The sequence below is a fragment of the Nitrincola lacisaponensis genome (assembly GCF_000691225.1).
GTDB lineage: Bacteria > Pseudomonadota > Gammaproteobacteria > Pseudomonadales > Balneatricaceae > Nitrincola > Nitrincola lacisaponensis.
Genome location: NZ_JMSZ01000032.1, coordinates 25,624 through 40,572 on the forward strand (window position 1 = coordinate 25,624; position 14,949 = coordinate 40,572).

Consider the following 14,949-nt stretch of genomic DNA (forward strand, 5'->3'; position numbering starts at 1 on the left):
ACGTTTTCTCCAGTGAGTTTTTACGGCTCACTGGATTTTTTGATCCATTTTTTTCTTGCTTTAAATCATATTTCGTGAGCTCTCTAAAATCAAAACTCCATCATGATATTTGATGAAAAATCAAGATTAATTTTTGATATAATAGCGACAAATCAAAACTTAATCTTGAAATATCGCCTTTTATTCAAAATTTAATCTTGATTTAAATTAAGATTTCGATGATGAAAAAAATGCCGCTGTTTATTTTTTGAGCGGCAATAACATTCACATTGCCTTGCCTTATCTGATTGAAATTACATAAAAATGCAGTTTTTGGCGGCAAAAAATTGCCGTTCTGTTCATATAAAAAAATCTTGAAAGAGTGATTAAAGCTCAGCGATAATAAGCCGATAAGATGTTTATCATCATCGCTTGAAAAGTTGGTCTGTGATTTGCAGTCTAATATTCGGAAGGATGGTTAGTAGACCTCGCCGTATTTTTTGAGCGAACTATCAGGAATCTGTAAGCACTATGTTGACTGCCAACAATATGATCGTGGCGCTGGATATCGGAACATCAAAAGTGGTGTGCCTGGTCGGTGAGTTGCGTGTCGACGGCAGCATTGAAATTGTCGGTGTGGGCAATCATCCAACCACTGGAATGAAACGTGGTGTAGTCGTAAATATCGAATCCACGGTCAGTGCGATTCGACGTGCGGTTGAAGAAGCCGAATTAATGGCGGGGTGCAAGGTGCACTCAGTTACAGTCGGGATGGCCGCCGGTCATATCAGCAGTCTTAATTCCAACGGTATTGTTGCCGTACGTGATCGTGAAGTCACTGAGCAGGATCTTGAACGGGTTATCGAAGCTGCTCGCGCGGTTGCCGTGCCTGCTGATCAGAAACTGCTGCATATCCTGCCGCAGGAATACATGATCGATAACCAGGACGGTATCAAAGAACCGCTGGGCATGTCAGGTGTTCGTCTGGAAGCCAAAGTACATTTGGTGACGGGGGCCAGCAATGCTGTGCACAACCTGGAAAAATGTATCCGTCGCTGTGAGCTGGAAGTGGATGGTGTGGTACTGGAGCAGCTGGCTTCGGGTTATGCCGTGCTGACTGAGGATGAAAAGGATCTGGGTGTTTGTCTGGTCGATATCGGTGCAGGTACGGCTGATATTGCTGTCTTTACCAGGGGGGCTATTCGTCATACAGCAGTTATCCCTATTGGTGGTGATCAGATTACCGGTGATATTGCCATGGCGCTGCGTACGCCGACTCAGCATGCTGAGCAGATCAAAATCAAGTATGCCTGTGCCTTGTCTCAGTTATCACGTGCCGATGAGATGATTCGTGTCCCCAGTGTTGGTGACCGGCCTGCACGCAATCTGTCCCGTCAGGCGCTGGCCGAGGTCATTGAGCCACGTTATGAAGAGATGCTGGGTTTGATTCAGGCGGAGCTGCGCCGTTCAGGTTATGAAGAGCTGGTTGCCGCCGGGCTGGTGCTCACCGGTGGATGTGCGCGTATGGAAGGCGCGGTGGAGCTGGCTGAAGAGATATTCCATATGCCGGTGCGTCTGGCTGTACCGGATGGTGTTCGCGGGATGGAAACACTGCTGCACAATCCCATTTATGCCACCAGTATCGGCTTGCTCCACTATGCGCGTCAGGCGCAAAGTAATTTGAATGAATCTGGACTGACAGTGCCGGAGGCAGCCAGACACCCGAAGGCGACGGTACCGGTCGGTAATGTGTTGGGTCGTATGAAAAGCTGGTTGCAAAGTAATTTTTGATTTGGCAAACCCGTCATAGAACGGGGAATTTCCTGGAGGGATGACTATGTTTGAACTGGTAGAGAGTTTGCCGCAAAGCGCGGTGATTAAAGTTATCGGAGTCGGTGGTGGCGGTGGTAACGCAGTTGAACATATGCTGACAACTGATGTTGAGGGTGTTGACTTCATCTGCGCGAATACTGATGCACAGGCGCTGGCGAAATCGGCAACCCGTACCGCGTTGCATATCGGCGGTGGTTTGACCAAGGGGCTTGGCGCGGGTGCCAACCCGGATGTTGGACGCCAGGCGGCTCAGGAAGATCGTGAGCGTATTGCCGAGGCACTGGAAGGGGCCGACATGGTGTTCATTACTGCCGGAATGGGGGGCGGTACTGGAACAGGTGCGGCACCTGTAGTGGCAGAGGTGGCCAAAGAAATGGGTATCCTGACGGTGGCGGTTGTAACCAAGCCGTTTGCCTTCGAAGGGCGCAAGCGTCAGCGTGTTGCCGAGGAAGGTATTCGTGAGCTGCAGGAAAATGTTGATTCACTGATCATTATTCCAAATGAAAAGCTGCTGCCTGTTCTGGGGCGTAACACCAGTCTGATTGATGCTTTCAAGGCAGCCAATGATGTGCTGAAGGGCGCAGTTCAGGGGATTGCTGATCTGATTATCCGTCCAGGCATGATCAACGTCGACTTCGCGGATGTGCGGACGGTGATGTCTGAAATGGGTATGGCCATGATGGGTACAGGTTATGGTCGTGGTGAATCGCGTGCGGTAACGGCAACTGAAGCAGCAATCAACAGCCCGCTGTTGGAAGATATAGACCTGAAAGGTGCCAGCGGCATTCTGGTCAACATTACCGGTGGTCTGGATCTCAGTCTCGGCGAGTTTTCCGAGGTGGGGGATATCGTTGAAGGTTATGCCTCCGATGGTGCAACAGTCGTTGTCGGTACTGTAATCGATCCGGAAATGAGCGATGAGATCAAGGTAACTGTTGTGGCAACTGGTCTGTGCAAGGCTCAGGAAGTTGCACAGGTATCAGGTGGTGATACACGCAGTACTGTGAGCTCGGTTCGCAAGGGTGCTGATTATGGGCAGTTGGAGTTTCCAAGTGTTCGCGGGCGTCGTGATGACAAGCCTGCCGTTGTTGCCAAGGCTGTGAAAAAGCCTGAGGTGATGGCGCCATTACCTGAAGAGATGAAGAGAACCGGAACGGATGATATGGATTTTCTGGATATTCCGGCATTTTTGCGTCGTCAGGCAGACTGATACGCAGCTTTTTTTAAACCATCCAGGTTGCCGCCTGCCCGGTTTCGGGAGGCGGTTTTTTTCATTTGTTGTAACCGTCCAGGCAATACTTGATCTGCTGTTTACGCTCCGGGCACTGGAAATGCAGTTCGGTTGCCAGCAGTTGCAGGCCTTCATTATTCTTGTTTCCACGACCATAGCGAGGGTCACCGATAATCGGGTGCTCTATGGCGTCGAGATGTCGGCGTATCTGGTGGGTTCTGCCGGTTTCCAGTCGAATGCGCAAGCAGCTCTGATTCAGTGAGGCGTCATAGCTTAGGCGCTGATAGTGTGTGATGGCTGTTTTACCATCCAGAGGCAGATCAATGCGGCCTTCTGCGGGTGTTTCACCGCGAACGCGTGCCTGATAGATTTTCTCGATCTGGTGTTGTTCAAACAGTCGCGACAGCGTGGCGGCAGCTACAGAGGTGTGTGCAATCAGCATCAGTCCAGCGGTTTCTCTGTCCAGTCGATGTACCAGAAAAACCGGGCGATTGAGCTGTTGCTCGGCCAGGCGTAGCAGTGACAGGTGATCTCCAAAAGCGGTCCCCTGAGACATGAGTCCTGCTGGCTTGAACCAGACGCTGTAGTGTTTCTGGCGTGCAATGCAACGTGTCCCTTCAGGTGGCTTGCGTGCCAGAATGTCAGTATCATAACTGAGTGAGAGTTGATCACCGGTTTGTAGCGTTTCTGTTGCCCGCCGCAAGCGTTTGCGTTGCCGTCGCTGAAGCTGAACGGCGCCTTTGGCCATGGCGTCCTTGATGCGCTGCTTGGGTAGCTGGCTGAGCTGGCACAGCAGGCTGGCCGCATCGGTGCCAGCTTCTTCCGCAGTGACGGTGTGGCGCAGTTCCAGAGCCATTGTCTGTGTCGATCAGCGTTGCAGTAGCGGTGTGTATCCGCCTGGAATGCCTTTGCTGACAATCGCTACGGCGTCATGATCGTGCAGGCTTTCGTGATGCTCTACACGAATCCAGAAATCCAGGTACTGCTCGGCCTGATTGAAGGCGGACTTGAGTCGTCGTGCGGCATCTTCACAGAACATCATATTGGCGCCGTTAAGGCGAGCGAATTCCTGCTCATCTTCACGTTTAACGGCTGTCTGTACGGGGGTTTTCAGCGCCTGTTCGGTGCGGTCGATCAGGTCCAGTAATGGCAGCAGGGTGTGATCGACAGGGTTTATTCGGGCACGTATGCGCGCATAGCTACGCTGGCTATGGGGTGTGGCAACACTGCCGCGTTCAGATCGAAGCCAGGTTTCCACGCGTTCGCGGCTAATCTGCTCTTCGTTGGCAAAGTCGTCCCTGAAGGCTTCCTGTAGCAGTTGCCGTGACAGCGCTGCAGAACAAGGGCAGGTTGATGAATAGGGTACAGAGACAGATAGCTCCAGACTGAACTCATTATTGCGCTTGATAGCTTCAATGGTCGTGGGATAGGGCTTCCAGCCGCTGTAGTCGCTCTTTAACGCAGGGCGGTTCAGCGGGTAATCGAAGGTCAGGCGTAAAATGGCTGATTCGCTGATCCCTTCATGGCTGTCGCAGACCTCAGTCAGAAGTGTTTCCATGGCGGCAGGCGTCAGTGTCTGTTCTGCGGCAAAGCGGTTCAGCAGCAGATACAGGCGCGACATGTGAATCCCTTTTACTTCGGGATTGACAATATCGACATGAATGTCCAGATGAGCAATTACCGGCTGTAATCGACCGTCAGGCTGTGCGACATTTAAAGGAAGGGTAATGTGGCTCATGCCGACCCAATCCAGGGTTTCACGAGTCACCGGAGCTGTGTGGGCGGCGACATCGGGCATTTCTGCGCGGGCATTCATATGGGATCTCATGGTGTCTTAATGCATATCGGAGCTGCCAGCCATTGAAGCTGACGGCGCAACTGTAAAATAAGCCGACTATTATCCCCGTATGGGCGGAAATTGCCAAATGTAAAGTGTAAGGTTATTACGTCCATGTCGTCTCTGCGCTATTACAGGGGCTGTTACAGGAGTGTATGAGGGTGTTCGATCGGCAGTGCGAGTCCCTCTTTGACACTCTCCATGACTATATAGCTTTTGGAGTTCTTTACGCCGGGTAATTTCAGCAGCATATCACCGAGCAAGGCGCGATACTGGGTCATGTCCTGCAGGCGCGCTTTCAGCAGGTAGTCGGCATCGCCGGATACCAGATGGCATTCGAGGATATAAGGAAGTTCTGAAACGGCTTTGCTGAAACGCTCGAAGGCATCGGCTGACTGATAGGAGAGCGAAATTTCCACAAATACCAGCAGGTCAAAACCCAGTAGTGCCGGGTTGACCTGTGCGTGATAGCCTGTGATCAGGCCGTCGCGTTCAAGTCGCTTGACACGTTCCATGCAGGGCGTGGTGGACAAGCCGACCCGATCAGCCAGATCTGTGTAAGAGATCCTGCCTTCTTTTTGTAATATATTCAGTATATTACGATCAATTCGATCAAGTTTTCTCTGGCCGGTTCTGAGTGTTCTGGACACAGGGAGATTTCCTATTTAAATTCTTTTTTCGAAGAAAAAATCTATTATGCATCAAATTTTGAATTATATCTCTGATGAAGATGCATTAGTATAGTGCATCTTTCGGCTTATGTCGTTTTTGAGGCAGTATTTTTCGTGTGCCTTTGCTAGGCTAACCCTTGGCTGCTTGGCAGTACTATCCATGTTTAATTCTCAGGAGTGTGTTATGACCGTTAAAACTATTATCAATACAGACAAAGCCCCCGCTGCTATTGGTCCCTATTCCCAGGCAGTCAAGGCAGGTAACACTGTTTACCTGTCGGGTCAGATCCCGCTGGTACCTGCCACCATGGAAATGGTGACTGAGTCTTTTGAAGCTCAGGCAGTTCAGGTATTTGAAAACCTGAAAGCGGTAGCTGAGGCGGCAGGTGGTTCATTGTCTGATTGTGTCAAGCTTACCATTTTGTTGAGTGATCTGGGTAACTTTGCATTGGTGAATGAAGTCATGCAGCGTTATTTCAGTGCACCTTTCCCGGCGCGTGCTGCCTATGCAGTGAAGGCGTTGCCAAAGGATGCAGATATTGAAGTAGAAGCTGTGATGGTATTGGCAGACTGATAGCGTCGGGCTGTTGAGTGTTCAGGAGCAGAAATGGCACGTAATTTGATCGCTGACGTGGATTTGTCCGCTATACGTCATAACTATTGTCTGGCCCGCGCTCAGGCGGCACATGCGCATGCTGTGGCTATTATCAAGGCGGATGCCTATGGTCACGGTGCCGTCAGGGTTGCCCGAGCACTGGAAACTGAGGCTGATGCTTTTGGCGTGGCAGCCATAGAAGAGGCGTTAGAGTTGCGTGAAGGCGGGATTACCCGCCCCATTCTGTTACTGGAAGGCTTTTTTGAAGCGGAAGAACTGGAGCTGATCTGTCAACATCAGCTCTGGACGGCCATGCACAGTCTGGAACAGCTTGCGCTGCTGGAGCGTTTTCTGCAGCAGCGTACTGATGTCAGCGGTTTGCATGTCTGGTTAAAAATAGATTCAGGAATGCATCGTCTGGGGGTTCACCCGGATGATGTGCAGAGCGCTTTGGAGCGCCTGCAAGCGCTGACTGCAGTCGAGTCCGTGGTCGCAATGAGTCATTTTGCCTGCGCAGATGAGCCGCAGCGACCGGATACCCTGCGTCAGCTGCAGCAGATAGATCGGTCGTTGAGCGGCATGAATATCGCTCGCAGTCTGTGTAATTCGGCAGGTGTGATGCACTGGCCTCAGGCGCATCATCAGTGGTTGCGGCCAGGTATTATGCTGTATGGTGCCAGTCCTTTCGCTGAGCCTCAGCCGGTGGCTGCGCAGCTCAAACCTGGTATGACCCTGAGCACCGAGATTATTGCCATTCGCGAGGTGCCTGCGGGTGATGCCGTGGGTTACGGTGCCAGCTGGATAGCGGAAGTACCCACGCGGATCGCAACCCTGGCAGTGGGGTATGCGGATGGCTATTCCAGGCATGCTCCCAGTGGTACGCCGGTCTGGTTAAACGGACGTCGTGCAGCCCTGGCCGGGCGTGTATCCATGGATATGGCCACGGTAGATCTTTCACTGCATCCGGAAGCGCGTGTGGGTGATCGTGTTGAGCTTTGGGGTGCCAACATCCCGGTTAATGAAGTCGCAGATTACTGCGGCACCATACCTTATACACTGCTCAGTGGTCTGACACGGCGCGTCAAGCGTCGTTATACATCTGAATGAGTGCTCAGGTTACTCCAGCATGCGCTGGAGTAACCGTTTCACCAGCGTTGGTTCAAAAGGCTTGTCGACCATGGCATTGACACCGCATTGTGCAACATTGCTCAAGTGCGTCTGATTGGATTCAGAAGTCACCATCAAAATAGGCAGGTGTGCCAGCTCTTCATGACCGCGTATATGTTCGGTGAGCTGCAATCCGTTGACTTCCGGCATGTTGTAATCTGTCACCACCAGATCAAAACCTTCCTGGCTGAGAATGCTGATGGCTTCTGAGCCATCTGCTGCTTCGGCAAAATGATGAATTCCCAGGTTGGTGAGTACGCGCCGGATCAGATTGCGAGCCATGCGGCTATCATCGACAATCAGTACCCTTAGCTTTTCAGTATCATAGTATTCCAGTGACAGCTCATCTGCCGACAGCAGGTCCAGCGTAGCGGCAATAGCTGAACTCAGGTGTTGACTGGTGAAGGGTTTGGGCAGGATGGCGATGACACCGGATTGACGGAAGGTTTCCAGTTGTTCCCGGCGGGTTTCGCTGGAAACCAGCATGAAGGGCAGTTCGGTAAATCCGGGCGTATGACGAATCCAGCTGAGCAGATCCAAAGCCGTGCCATCACTGAAATGCAGTGCACTGACAATCAGGTCGGGCTTGATCCGGCGGATTGACTCGATTGCGGTTGCAACCGAGTCGACACCATCAATGGCCATTACGCCAGCAGCATTCAGCTGCTGAGTGATGATTTTACGCTGTAGTTGCGATGGCTCAACCAGTAGCAGGTTGAGTTGAGCTGCAGACAATGACCGCATGCTGACCTCATGAATGCCGGACCTTTAAGTCAACCATAGCAGTATGGGTATTTTTTACCAGTCTAAATCGTCAGGTATTTGATATTCAGCATATTCTGCTTCTTCTGCGGCGATTTTATCACGTCGTTCGGTATCTTCCTGGATGACTGCATCTGGATCGCGCTGAATAATACGTTCACCAATAGCCTGGGGAACCAGTTCAAAGCGGTTGTTGACGCAGACCAGTACCAGCGTCTTGTTTGCCAGCTGCCGCTGAAGTTCGGCATTAATCCAGAGTTGTTTAACCTTGCCCAGACTCAAAAATTGATACCGAATATCGCCTTGGGCCGGAAGCGCGATGCGATGCTGTTCAACCAGTTGGCGTATCTCTGCCTGTGCTGCGCGTTGCGCCTGCTCAAGCTGGCGCGCTTCATTCAGTGCGCGGTCTTTCTGTTGCTTTTCCAACCGTGCGGCCTCGATGGCTGCTGCAGTGTGATTGTCATCTTGTGCTTTGTTTTTCTTGCCTTGCTTGGACTGTTTGCGTTGATCCAGCTCGACCTGCTTGACCTGTTTTTTGCTAGCCAGGCCCGCTTTGAATAACTGATCTTTCAGTGATCCCGCCATGATATGTAAACCCTGATAAAACTGATGAGCTCAAAGGGGTAGTGTAACATGATGGTGCCGGGCTGAAATGCAGTTTGATGACAATGCTGATGGCAGTGACGGGACCTGAAAGCATTTGCAATCCGCCGCAGGCCTGCTTATACTTCGCGCCGACTGATTCATTCAGTCAGCGCGTTATGGTGGCTCTGCCGGTCCTCTCGCAACGATACACCGTGAACCTGGTCAGGCCCGGAAGGGAGCAGCCACAGCGGTCGACTCGTGTGCCGGGATGTGGCTGGTGGAGCCGCCTCCATTCACAAGCCTGCCTTTACTTCATTTCTGTATCAGTTTGTCGCTTTTCAGATGTAATGCTGTGTTATTTATGTGTTGTTCAAATCTATCTTGTATTATGCATTTATGGTCTAAAGAACTATAAAAATAACCCTTTTGGCGCATAGTGGTCTGTTGTGCGTTGCACTATACTGAGCAGCCATCCCGACAGTGCATTCGGTACAGTCGACCTAACGCAATGCGATGTGACAGACCATGAATTTCAGACGCATTACCCTCTCTATCTCTCTGTTTTTAATTGCAGTTTTATCTATTTCTCCCGTCTTTGCCGCAACAGGTCCTTTGGATCTGACTGCCTCTACAGCAGGCTATGTTGCGTTGGTGGTATTTGTGCTGGCGTACATATTGGTGATGGGGGAGGAAAAGCTGCATCTGCGCAAATCCAAACCTGTATTGGTTGCTGCAGGTATTATCTGGGCGATTGCCGGCTGGGTATATGTTCAGGCAGATTTGGTAGGGGTGCCGGAAGACGCTTTCAAAGTGACGCTGCTGGAATTTTCCGAGTTAATGTTGTTTCTGCTGGTGGCGATGACTTATATCAACGCACTGGAAGAGCGTCGTGTGTTTGATGCATTGCGTTCCTGGATGGTGCGACAAGGGTTCAGTTACCGCACTCTGTTCTGGATGACCGGATTTCTGTCTTTTTTCATCTCTCCAATTGCCGATAACCTGACTACTGCGTTGTTGATGTGCGCGGTAGTGATGAAGGTGGGAGAGGGGGATAACCGTTTTATCAATCTCTGTTGTATCAACATTGTTGTTGCCGCCAATGCCGGTGGTGCTTTCAGTCCGTTCGGGGATATTACTACCTTGATGGTATGGCAGGCTGGTCTGGTACGTTTTGACGAGTTTTTGGTGTTGTTCTTGCCATCCATGGTGAACTTCCTTATTCCCGCTATCATCATGAGCATCTTTGTTGGCAATCAGAAGCCCAGCGTGGTGGATGAAGAGGTAGAGTTGAAGCGTGGTGCCCGTCGTATCCTGTGTCTGTTTTTGCTCACTGTTGCGACTGCCGTTGCCTGTCACACACTGCTGCATTTGCCGCCTGTACTTGGCATGATGGCAGGCTTGGGATACCTGCAGTTCTTCGGTTATTTCCTGCGCATGACATTACCCAGCTCGCTGGCGAAAAAGCGTTTGATGGCTGAGCATGCGGGCGATAAGAAGCGTCTTGAGCGTCTGGGCAGTGTGGTGCCGTTCGATGTGTTCAGCCGTGTGGCGCGCGCTGAGTGGGATACTCTGCTGTTTTTTTATGGTGTCATTATGTGTGTGGGTGGCCTCGGCTTTATGGGCTACCTCGCGATGATGTCCGAAGTGCTCTACGATCAGTGGGATGCAACCTATGCCAATATAGCGCTGGGAATCATTTCGGCTGTGATCGATAACATTCCGGTGATGTTTGCGGTGATCACTATGGAGCCGCATATGTCGCATGGCCACTGGTTGTTGATTACGTTGACAGCCGGAGTCGGAGGCAGTTTGCTGTCGGTCGGCTCAGCGGCCGGGGTTGCTCTGATGGGGCAGGCGCGTGGAATCTATACCTTTATGGGGCATTTGCGCTGGATGCCTGTGATTCTGTTGGGGTATATCGCCAGTGTACTGTTGCACCTGTGGCTGAATGAGTCACTGTTCAGCGTATATTGAACCGCTGATTGGCAGGACGTGATTAGCAAAATCGTGCTAGGATAGCGCCTTTATCAGGGTGACTTGAGAGAGAGCCGGACCCTCTATGAGCTATCAGGTATTGGCGCGCAAATGGCGTCCACGAAAATTCAGTGAAATGGCAGGGCAGGAGCATGTTCTGCGCGCGCTGGTCAATGCACTGGACAATGACCGTTTGCACCATGCTTATCTCTTTACAGGGACGCGAGGTGTTGGCAAGACCTCCATTGCGCGACTGTTTGCCAAGGCATTGAATTGTGAGGTTGGTGTCTCCTCTGAGCCTTGTGGTGTGTGCACAGCCTGTCGAGAGATCGCTGAAGGTCGGTTTGTCGATCTGATTGAAGTGGATGCTGCCTCACGCACCAAGGTCGAGGACACGCGTGAACTGCTGGAAAATGTTCAGTATGCACCCAGCCACGGACGCTACAAAGTGTATCTCATCGACGAGGTGCATATGCTCTCCAGCAGCTCGTTTAACGCGTTGTTGAAAACACTGGAAGAGCCACCACCGCACGTCAAGTTCCTGCTGGCCACGACAGATCCTCAAAAACTGCCGGTGACAGTGTTATCACGTTGCCTGCAGTTCAACCTGAAAAATCTCAGCCCGCAACGCATTGTTGAACATCTGAATTATGTCCTGACTGAAGAGCAGATCAGTTTTGATGAGCCTGCCTTGTGGTTGTTGGCGCGAAGTGCCGATGGCTCGATGCGTGATGCCTTGAGTCTCACGGATCAGGCAATTGCCTTTGGTTCCGGCAGTGTCAGTGAGAGTGATGTGCGCAGTATGCTGGGCAGTATTGACCAGCGGCTGGTGTACCAGTTACTGGTTGCACTGGCTCAGCAGAATGCCCAGGGTGTCATGGACGCTGTGCAGTCTTTATCTGAATTCAGTCCGGACTATGCCGCTGTTCTGGCTGATCTGGTGAGCCTGTTGCACCGTGTCGCGCTGGCACAGGTGTTGCCGGGCGCGATAGATAACAGTCTCGGTGATCAGCAGCAGATCATGGAGCTGGCTGGATTGTTGCGGCCTGAAGATGTACAGCTGTTTTATCAGATCGGCTTGATGGGGCGGAAAGATTTGCCTTATGCACCGGATCTGCGAGAGGGGCTGGAGATGGTGTTGTTGCGGATGTTGGCGTTCCGGCCAGCATCGGTAGTGCCTACTGCGTCTTCCGGGCCTGACGTTGTTGCAGCGCAGCCTGCTGTCCCGGCAGCTGTTGCCGTCCCCGTGGTCGAATCAGTGGTTGAATCCGTGCCAGCGGCCGTTTCAGAGGCGCCCAGGGCTGCTGAGCCTGTCGTTGCGGCTGTGCCTACAAAAGAGCCTGTGGCGGTCGATGATGTCCCGCCCTGGGAAGATGCACCGCCTTATCTTGAGGCTGAGCCCCCGCTTGAGACCGAACACCCGGCACCTGAGGCAGATCCCCAGCCAAAAAAGCATGAAGCTGCTGAGGTGCGCCCAGCAGCAACGCTGGCGAAACTGGCACTGCATGACTGGGTTACGGTTGCGCCTGAGCTGCCGTTGGTGGGTATGACAGCCAGTATCTGCCGGAACCTGTCGCTGGAGCTGAGTGATGCCGAGCAACTGATCTTTCATTTCACCTCAGAGCAGGGTGCATTGATGAATGCCACCCAGCAGTCCCGTATTCAGGATGCCTTGCAGCAGCATCTGGGTGTTGAGTTGCAGATCAGTTTTGTCCAGGCGGAACAAACCCGCGAAACACCAGCCCAATACAGTAATCGTAAAAAAGCAGAGCGTCAGGCTGAAGCGGTAGTGGCGATGCAGAAGGACCCTTTGGTTCAGCGTATAATAGAACAGTTTTCTGCTGAGTTGGATACCGCCTCAGTCAGACCCATAGATTAAGTGAGGAACAGAATATGATGAAAGGTATGGGCGATATCATGAAGCAAGCCCAGAAAATGCAGGAAGAGATGCAGCGCGTACAGCAGGAAATTGCTAATGCTGAAGTACGTGGTGAGTCTGGTGCAGGGTTGGTCAGTATCGTGATGACTGGCCGTCATGATGTTAAAAGTGTCGCCATCGACAGCAGTCTGATGGAAGAAGATAAAGAAATTCTGGAAGATCTGATTGCCGCTGCAGTAAATGATGCTGTGCGCAAAGTGGAGGCAGATTCGCAGCAGCGTATGGCTAAAATTACAGGTGGTATGCAGATGCCTCCTGGTTTCAAGATGCCTTTCTAATGTCATTCAGTCCACTGTTACAGCAACTGATTAATGCGTTGCGCTGCTTGCCGGGCGTGGGCCCAAAGTCAGCCCAGCGCATGGCATTGCACCTGTTGGAGCGTGAGCGTGATAATGCCCGTCAACTGGCGGGAGCCCTGCTGCAAGCTGTTGAGCAGATAGGTGAGTGCCAGCAGTGCCGTACCCTGTCAGAAACGCCGGTCTGCGATATTTGCAGCGATAGCGAGCGAGATGCGGGGCTGGTCTGCGTACTGGAATCCCCGGTGGATTTGCTCGCTATCGAGCAGAGTGGCGGGTTTCAGGGGGTGTACTTTGTACTCAAGGGGCATCTGTCACCGATTGATGGCATCGGGCCGGAAGATCTGGGGATTCCGCAACTGCTGGATCGTATTGAGCAGGGCGGAATACGCGAGTTGATTCTGGCAACCAATCCGACAGTCGAAGGTGAGGCGACAGCACACTACATTACGGGACAAATTGCTCGTGAGGATATTCGTATTACGCGGATTGCACATGGTGTCCCTGTGGGTGGCGAGCTGGAGTTTGTTGATGGTGGTACACTGGCGCACGCACTGGCGGGCCGACGTGTGATCAATCGGGACGTATCATGACTGCAAATGTGCCAGGTTATCTGTTGAGCCAACTTGAAGCCAGCGCGCGTCAGCCTGTCTGGATTGCCGATAACGATCAACTGGCTCACTACTGTCAGCAGTGGGCGGAGTTGCCACTGATTGCGCTGGATACCGAATTTATGCGGGTAGATACCTTCTATCCGATTCCAGGTTTGATTCAGGTCGCAGATGATCATGCCTGCTACCTGATCGATCCGCTCAGTGTGACGCAGATGGCTCCGTTTGCCGCTTTGTTGGCCGACACCCGTATACTCAAGGTGCTGCATGCTTCCAGTGAGGATCTGGAGCTGTTTCGTCACCATTATGGTGTCGTGCCTGAGCCATTGCTGGATACCCAGGTTGCAGCCGCTTTTGCTGGCTGGGGGTTCAGTATGGGCTTGCAGCGCATAGTTGAGAAAGCCTTGCAGATCAGTCTGGGAAAAGGTCATACGCGCTCAGACTGGTTGCAACGTCCTTTGAGTGAAGAGCAGATTCACTATGCTGCGCTGGATGTGGCTTATTTGCCTGCGATTGCCTGGCAGCTCAAGGCTGAACTTGAGCAGTTGGGTCGTTATGACTGGGCGCTGGATGAATGTCATCTGTTGAGTGCGTCGTCACGCGACAGTGATCCGCAAGGCACGCATTATTATCAGCGATTTACCCAGTTGAATATCAGTTCACCCGTAAAACTTGCGGGTGTACGTGATTTGACTGCCTGGAGAGAACAGGCCTGCCGTCAGCGTAATCTCTGTCGCCCTTTGGTGCTGAAAAACGAAGCGTTACTCAAGGTGATTGAGGCCTGGCCAACCAGTCTGGCTGCACTGGATGCGCTGGGTGTTTTGCGTCGGCAAAATCTGAAGCAGGATGGTCAGCGTATTCTTGATATCCTGGCGAATGCAGAGCGGTCTGCAGAGCAGGCCCCCCCTGCACCAATTCATCTGCCTTTGCATGTTTACCACAGTCAGACATTGAAACGTCTCAAGGCGATCGGACGGGATGTGGCCAAACAGGAACAGATCATGCCTGAATTACTGATTCGTCGCCGTGATCTGGAAAAGCTGATCAACTCCAAGGATGCGCAGGGACGTCATCATTTACCGGAAACCCTTCAAGGCTGGCGCAAGGCCCTGATTGGAGACCGTCTGCTTGCCGCAGTGGCAACGCCTGAAAATACCCAGACTCAAACGCAGGAAAATGCATGCTGATTTGTTCGATATACCGTAGTGCCCGCAAGGATGAAATGTATCTGTACGTGGATAAGCGTGATGGCTTGAAACCTGTTCCGGAAGCCTTGATGGAGCGATTTGGCAAGGCTGTTCATGTGATGGATATGCCGATGACGCCGGGCCGTACTCTGGCGCGTGTTGATGCGGCAAAGGTCCTTGAGGCTATCCGTGACAAAGGCTTCTTTTTGCAGATGCCGCCACCGAAAGAGGATTACCTGCTGGACCTGTATCGTGAACGTCCGGAAACAGGGGTACGCTGAC

At 52.1% G+C, this 14,949-nt stretch carries 15 protein-coding genes and 1 other RNA gene; 11 read left to right on the top strand and 5 right to left on the bottom strand.

Annotated elements, in window-relative coordinates:
• The first annotated feature begins 510 nt into the window (after window positions 1-510).
• Window positions 511-1,770 (top strand): cell division protein FtsA, encoded by a 1,260-nt coding sequence (gene ftsA / locus ADINL_RS10165; RefSeq protein ID WP_036547396.1) that lies wholly within the window; start codon window positions 511-513, stop codon window positions 1,768-1,770.
• A 46-nt stretch (window positions 1,771-1,816) separates the two neighbouring features.
• Window positions 1,817-3,022, top strand: coding sequence for a cell division protein FtsZ (gene ftsZ / locus ADINL_RS10170; RefSeq protein WP_036547398.1), 1,206 nt, complete (start codon window positions 1,817-1,819; stop codon window positions 3,020-3,022).
• Between the two features lie 61 nt (window positions 3,023-3,083).
• Here the strand turns inward: ftsZ and ADINL_RS10175 are convergent, their stop codons facing one another.
• The 3 genes from ADINL_RS10175 to ADINL_RS10185 form a co-directional block, all read right to left on the bottom strand.
• Complete coding sequence (locus ADINL_RS10175) at window positions 3,084-3,899, bottom strand: RluA family pseudouridine synthase (protein WP_036547401.1); 816 nt, start codon at window positions 3,897-3,899, stop codon at window positions 3,084-3,086.
• A 12-nt stretch (window positions 3,900-3,911) separates the two neighbouring features.
• Window positions 3,912-4,859: a GTP cyclohydrolase FolE2 gene (gene folE2 / locus ADINL_RS10180; RefSeq protein ID WP_204368234.1), complete on the bottom strand. Its 948-nt coding sequence runs from the start codon at window positions 4,857-4,859 to the stop codon at window positions 3,912-3,914.
• Window positions 4,860-5,023: 164 nt separating this feature from the next.
• Window positions 5,024-5,530, bottom strand: a complete 507-nt coding sequence (locus ADINL_RS10185) for an Lrp/AsnC ligand binding domain-containing protein (protein ID WP_036547404.1) — start codon at window positions 5,528-5,530, stop codon at window positions 5,024-5,026.
• 205 nt (window positions 5,531-5,735) lie between these two features.
• Between ADINL_RS10185 and ADINL_RS10190 the strand changes: the two genes are divergently transcribed.
• A complete protein-coding gene (locus ADINL_RS10190; protein ID WP_036547406.1) occupies window positions 5,736-6,125 on the top strand; it encodes a RidA family protein in 390 nt (129 codons plus the stop codon).
• A 33-nt stretch (window positions 6,126-6,158) separates the two neighbouring features.
• Window positions 6,159-7,253: an alanine racemase gene (gene alr, locus ADINL_RS10195; protein ID WP_036547409.1), complete on the top strand. Its 1,095-nt coding sequence runs from the start codon at window positions 6,159-6,161 to the stop codon at window positions 7,251-7,253.
• 9 nt (window positions 7,254-7,262) lie between these two features.
• On the opposite strand, the gene ADINL_RS10200 is transcribed toward alr, so the two are convergent.
• A complete protein-coding gene (locus tag ADINL_RS10200; protein ID WP_036547412.1) occupies window positions 7,263-8,057 on the bottom strand; it encodes a response regulator in 795 nt (264 codons plus the stop codon).
• Between the two features lie 54 nt (window positions 8,058-8,111).
• Window positions 8,112-8,660, bottom strand: coding sequence for a DUF2058 domain-containing protein (locus tag ADINL_RS10205; RefSeq protein ID WP_036547415.1), 549 nt, complete (start codon window positions 8,658-8,660; stop codon window positions 8,112-8,114).
• A gap of 186 nt (window positions 8,661-8,846) precedes the next feature.
• Between ADINL_RS10205 and ffs the strand changes: the two genes are divergently transcribed.
• The 7 genes from ffs (at window position 8,847) to ADINL_RS10235 (ending at window position 14,948) form a co-directional block, all read left to right on the top strand.
• Window positions 8,847-8,943: signal recognition particle sRNA small type (gene ffs, locus ADINL_RS16250), an RNA gene on the top strand.
• 242 nt (window positions 8,944-9,185) lie between these two features.
• Window positions 9,186-10,634, top strand: a complete 1,449-nt coding sequence (gene nhaD / locus ADINL_RS10210; protein ID WP_051632715.1) for a sodium:proton antiporter NhaD — start codon at window positions 9,186-9,188, stop codon at window positions 10,632-10,634.
• Between the two features lie 85 nt (window positions 10,635-10,719).
• Window positions 10,720-12,513 (top strand): DNA polymerase III subunit gamma/tau, encoded by a 1,794-nt coding sequence (dnaX, locus tag ADINL_RS10215; RefSeq protein ID WP_036547418.1) that lies wholly within the window; start codon window positions 10,720-10,722, stop codon window positions 12,511-12,513.
• A gap of 14 nt (window positions 12,514-12,527) precedes the next feature.
• Window positions 12,528-12,851: a YbaB/EbfC family nucleoid-associated protein gene (locus ADINL_RS10220; protein WP_152547662.1), complete on the top strand. Its 324-nt coding sequence runs from the start codon at window positions 12,528-12,530 to the stop codon at window positions 12,849-12,851.
• Window positions 12,851-13,462, top strand: coding sequence for a recombination mediator RecR (gene recR / locus ADINL_RS10225; RefSeq protein WP_036547421.1), 612 nt, complete (start codon window positions 12,851-12,853; stop codon window positions 13,460-13,462). Before ADINL_RS10220 ends, recR begins: the two co-directional genes overlap by 1 nt.
• A complete protein-coding gene (rnd, locus tag ADINL_RS10230; protein ID WP_051632716.1) occupies window positions 13,459-14,667 on the top strand; it encodes a ribonuclease D in 1,209 nt (402 codons plus the stop codon). The genes recR and rnd overlap by 4 nt, the downstream gene beginning before the upstream one ends.
• The gene (locus ADINL_RS10235) at window positions 14,661-14,948 is read left to right on the top strand and encodes a YcgL domain-containing protein (RefSeq protein WP_036547424.1); all 288 of its coding nucleotides are present in this window, start codon (window positions 14,661-14,663) and stop codon (window positions 14,946-14,948) included. The genes rnd and ADINL_RS10235 overlap by 7 nt, the downstream gene beginning before the upstream one ends.
• Window position 14,949 lies beyond the last annotated feature (1 nt).

Bases quoted from the DNA above. Each gene is read 5' to 3' on its own strand.
- ftsA (WP_036547396.1), top strand. From the start codon at position 511: ATGTTGACTGCCAACAATATGATCGTGGCGCTGGATATCGGAACATCA.
- ftsZ (WP_036547398.1), top strand. From the start codon at position 1,817: ATGTTTGAACTGGTAGAGAGTTTGCCGCAAAGCGCGGTGATTAAAGTT.
- ADINL_RS10175 (WP_036547401.1), bottom strand. From the start codon at position 3,899: ATGGCTCTGGAACTGCGCCACACCGTCACTGCGGAAGAAGCTGGCACC.
- folE2 (WP_204368234.1), bottom strand. From the start codon at position 4,859: ATGAATGCCCGCGCAGAAATGCCCGATGTCGCCGCCCACACAGCTCCG.
- ADINL_RS10190 (WP_036547406.1), top strand. From the start codon at position 5,736: ATGACCGTTAAAACTATTATCAATACAGACAAAGCCCCCGCTGCTATT.
- alr (WP_036547409.1), top strand. From the start codon at position 6,159: ATGGCACGTAATTTGATCGCTGACGTGGATTTGTCCGCTATACGTCAT.
- ADINL_RS10200 (WP_036547412.1), bottom strand. From the start codon at position 8,057: ATGCGGTCATTGTCTGCAGCTCAACTCAACCTGCTACTGGTTGAGCCA.
- ADINL_RS10205 (WP_036547415.1), bottom strand. From the start codon at position 8,660: ATGGCGGGATCACTGAAAGATCAGTTATTCAAAGCGGGCCTGGCTAGC.
- nhaD (WP_051632715.1), top strand. From the start codon at position 9,186: ATGAATTTCAGACGCATTACCCTCTCTATCTCTCTGTTTTTAATTGCA.
- dnaX (WP_036547418.1), top strand. From the start codon at position 10,720: ATGAGCTATCAGGTATTGGCGCGCAAATGGCGTCCACGAAAATTCAGT.
- ADINL_RS10220 (WP_152547662.1), top strand. From the start codon at position 12,528: ATGATGAAAGGTATGGGCGATATCATGAAGCAAGCCCAGAAAATGCAG.
- recR (WP_036547421.1), top strand. From the start codon at position 12,851: ATGTCATTCAGTCCACTGTTACAGCAACTGATTAATGCGTTGCGCTGC.
- rnd (WP_051632716.1), top strand. From the start codon at position 13,459: ATGACTGCAAATGTGCCAGGTTATCTGTTGAGCCAACTTGAAGCCAGC.
- ADINL_RS10235 (WP_036547424.1), top strand. From the start codon at position 14,661: ATGCTGATTTGTTCGATATACCGTAGTGCCCGCAAGGATGAAATGTAT.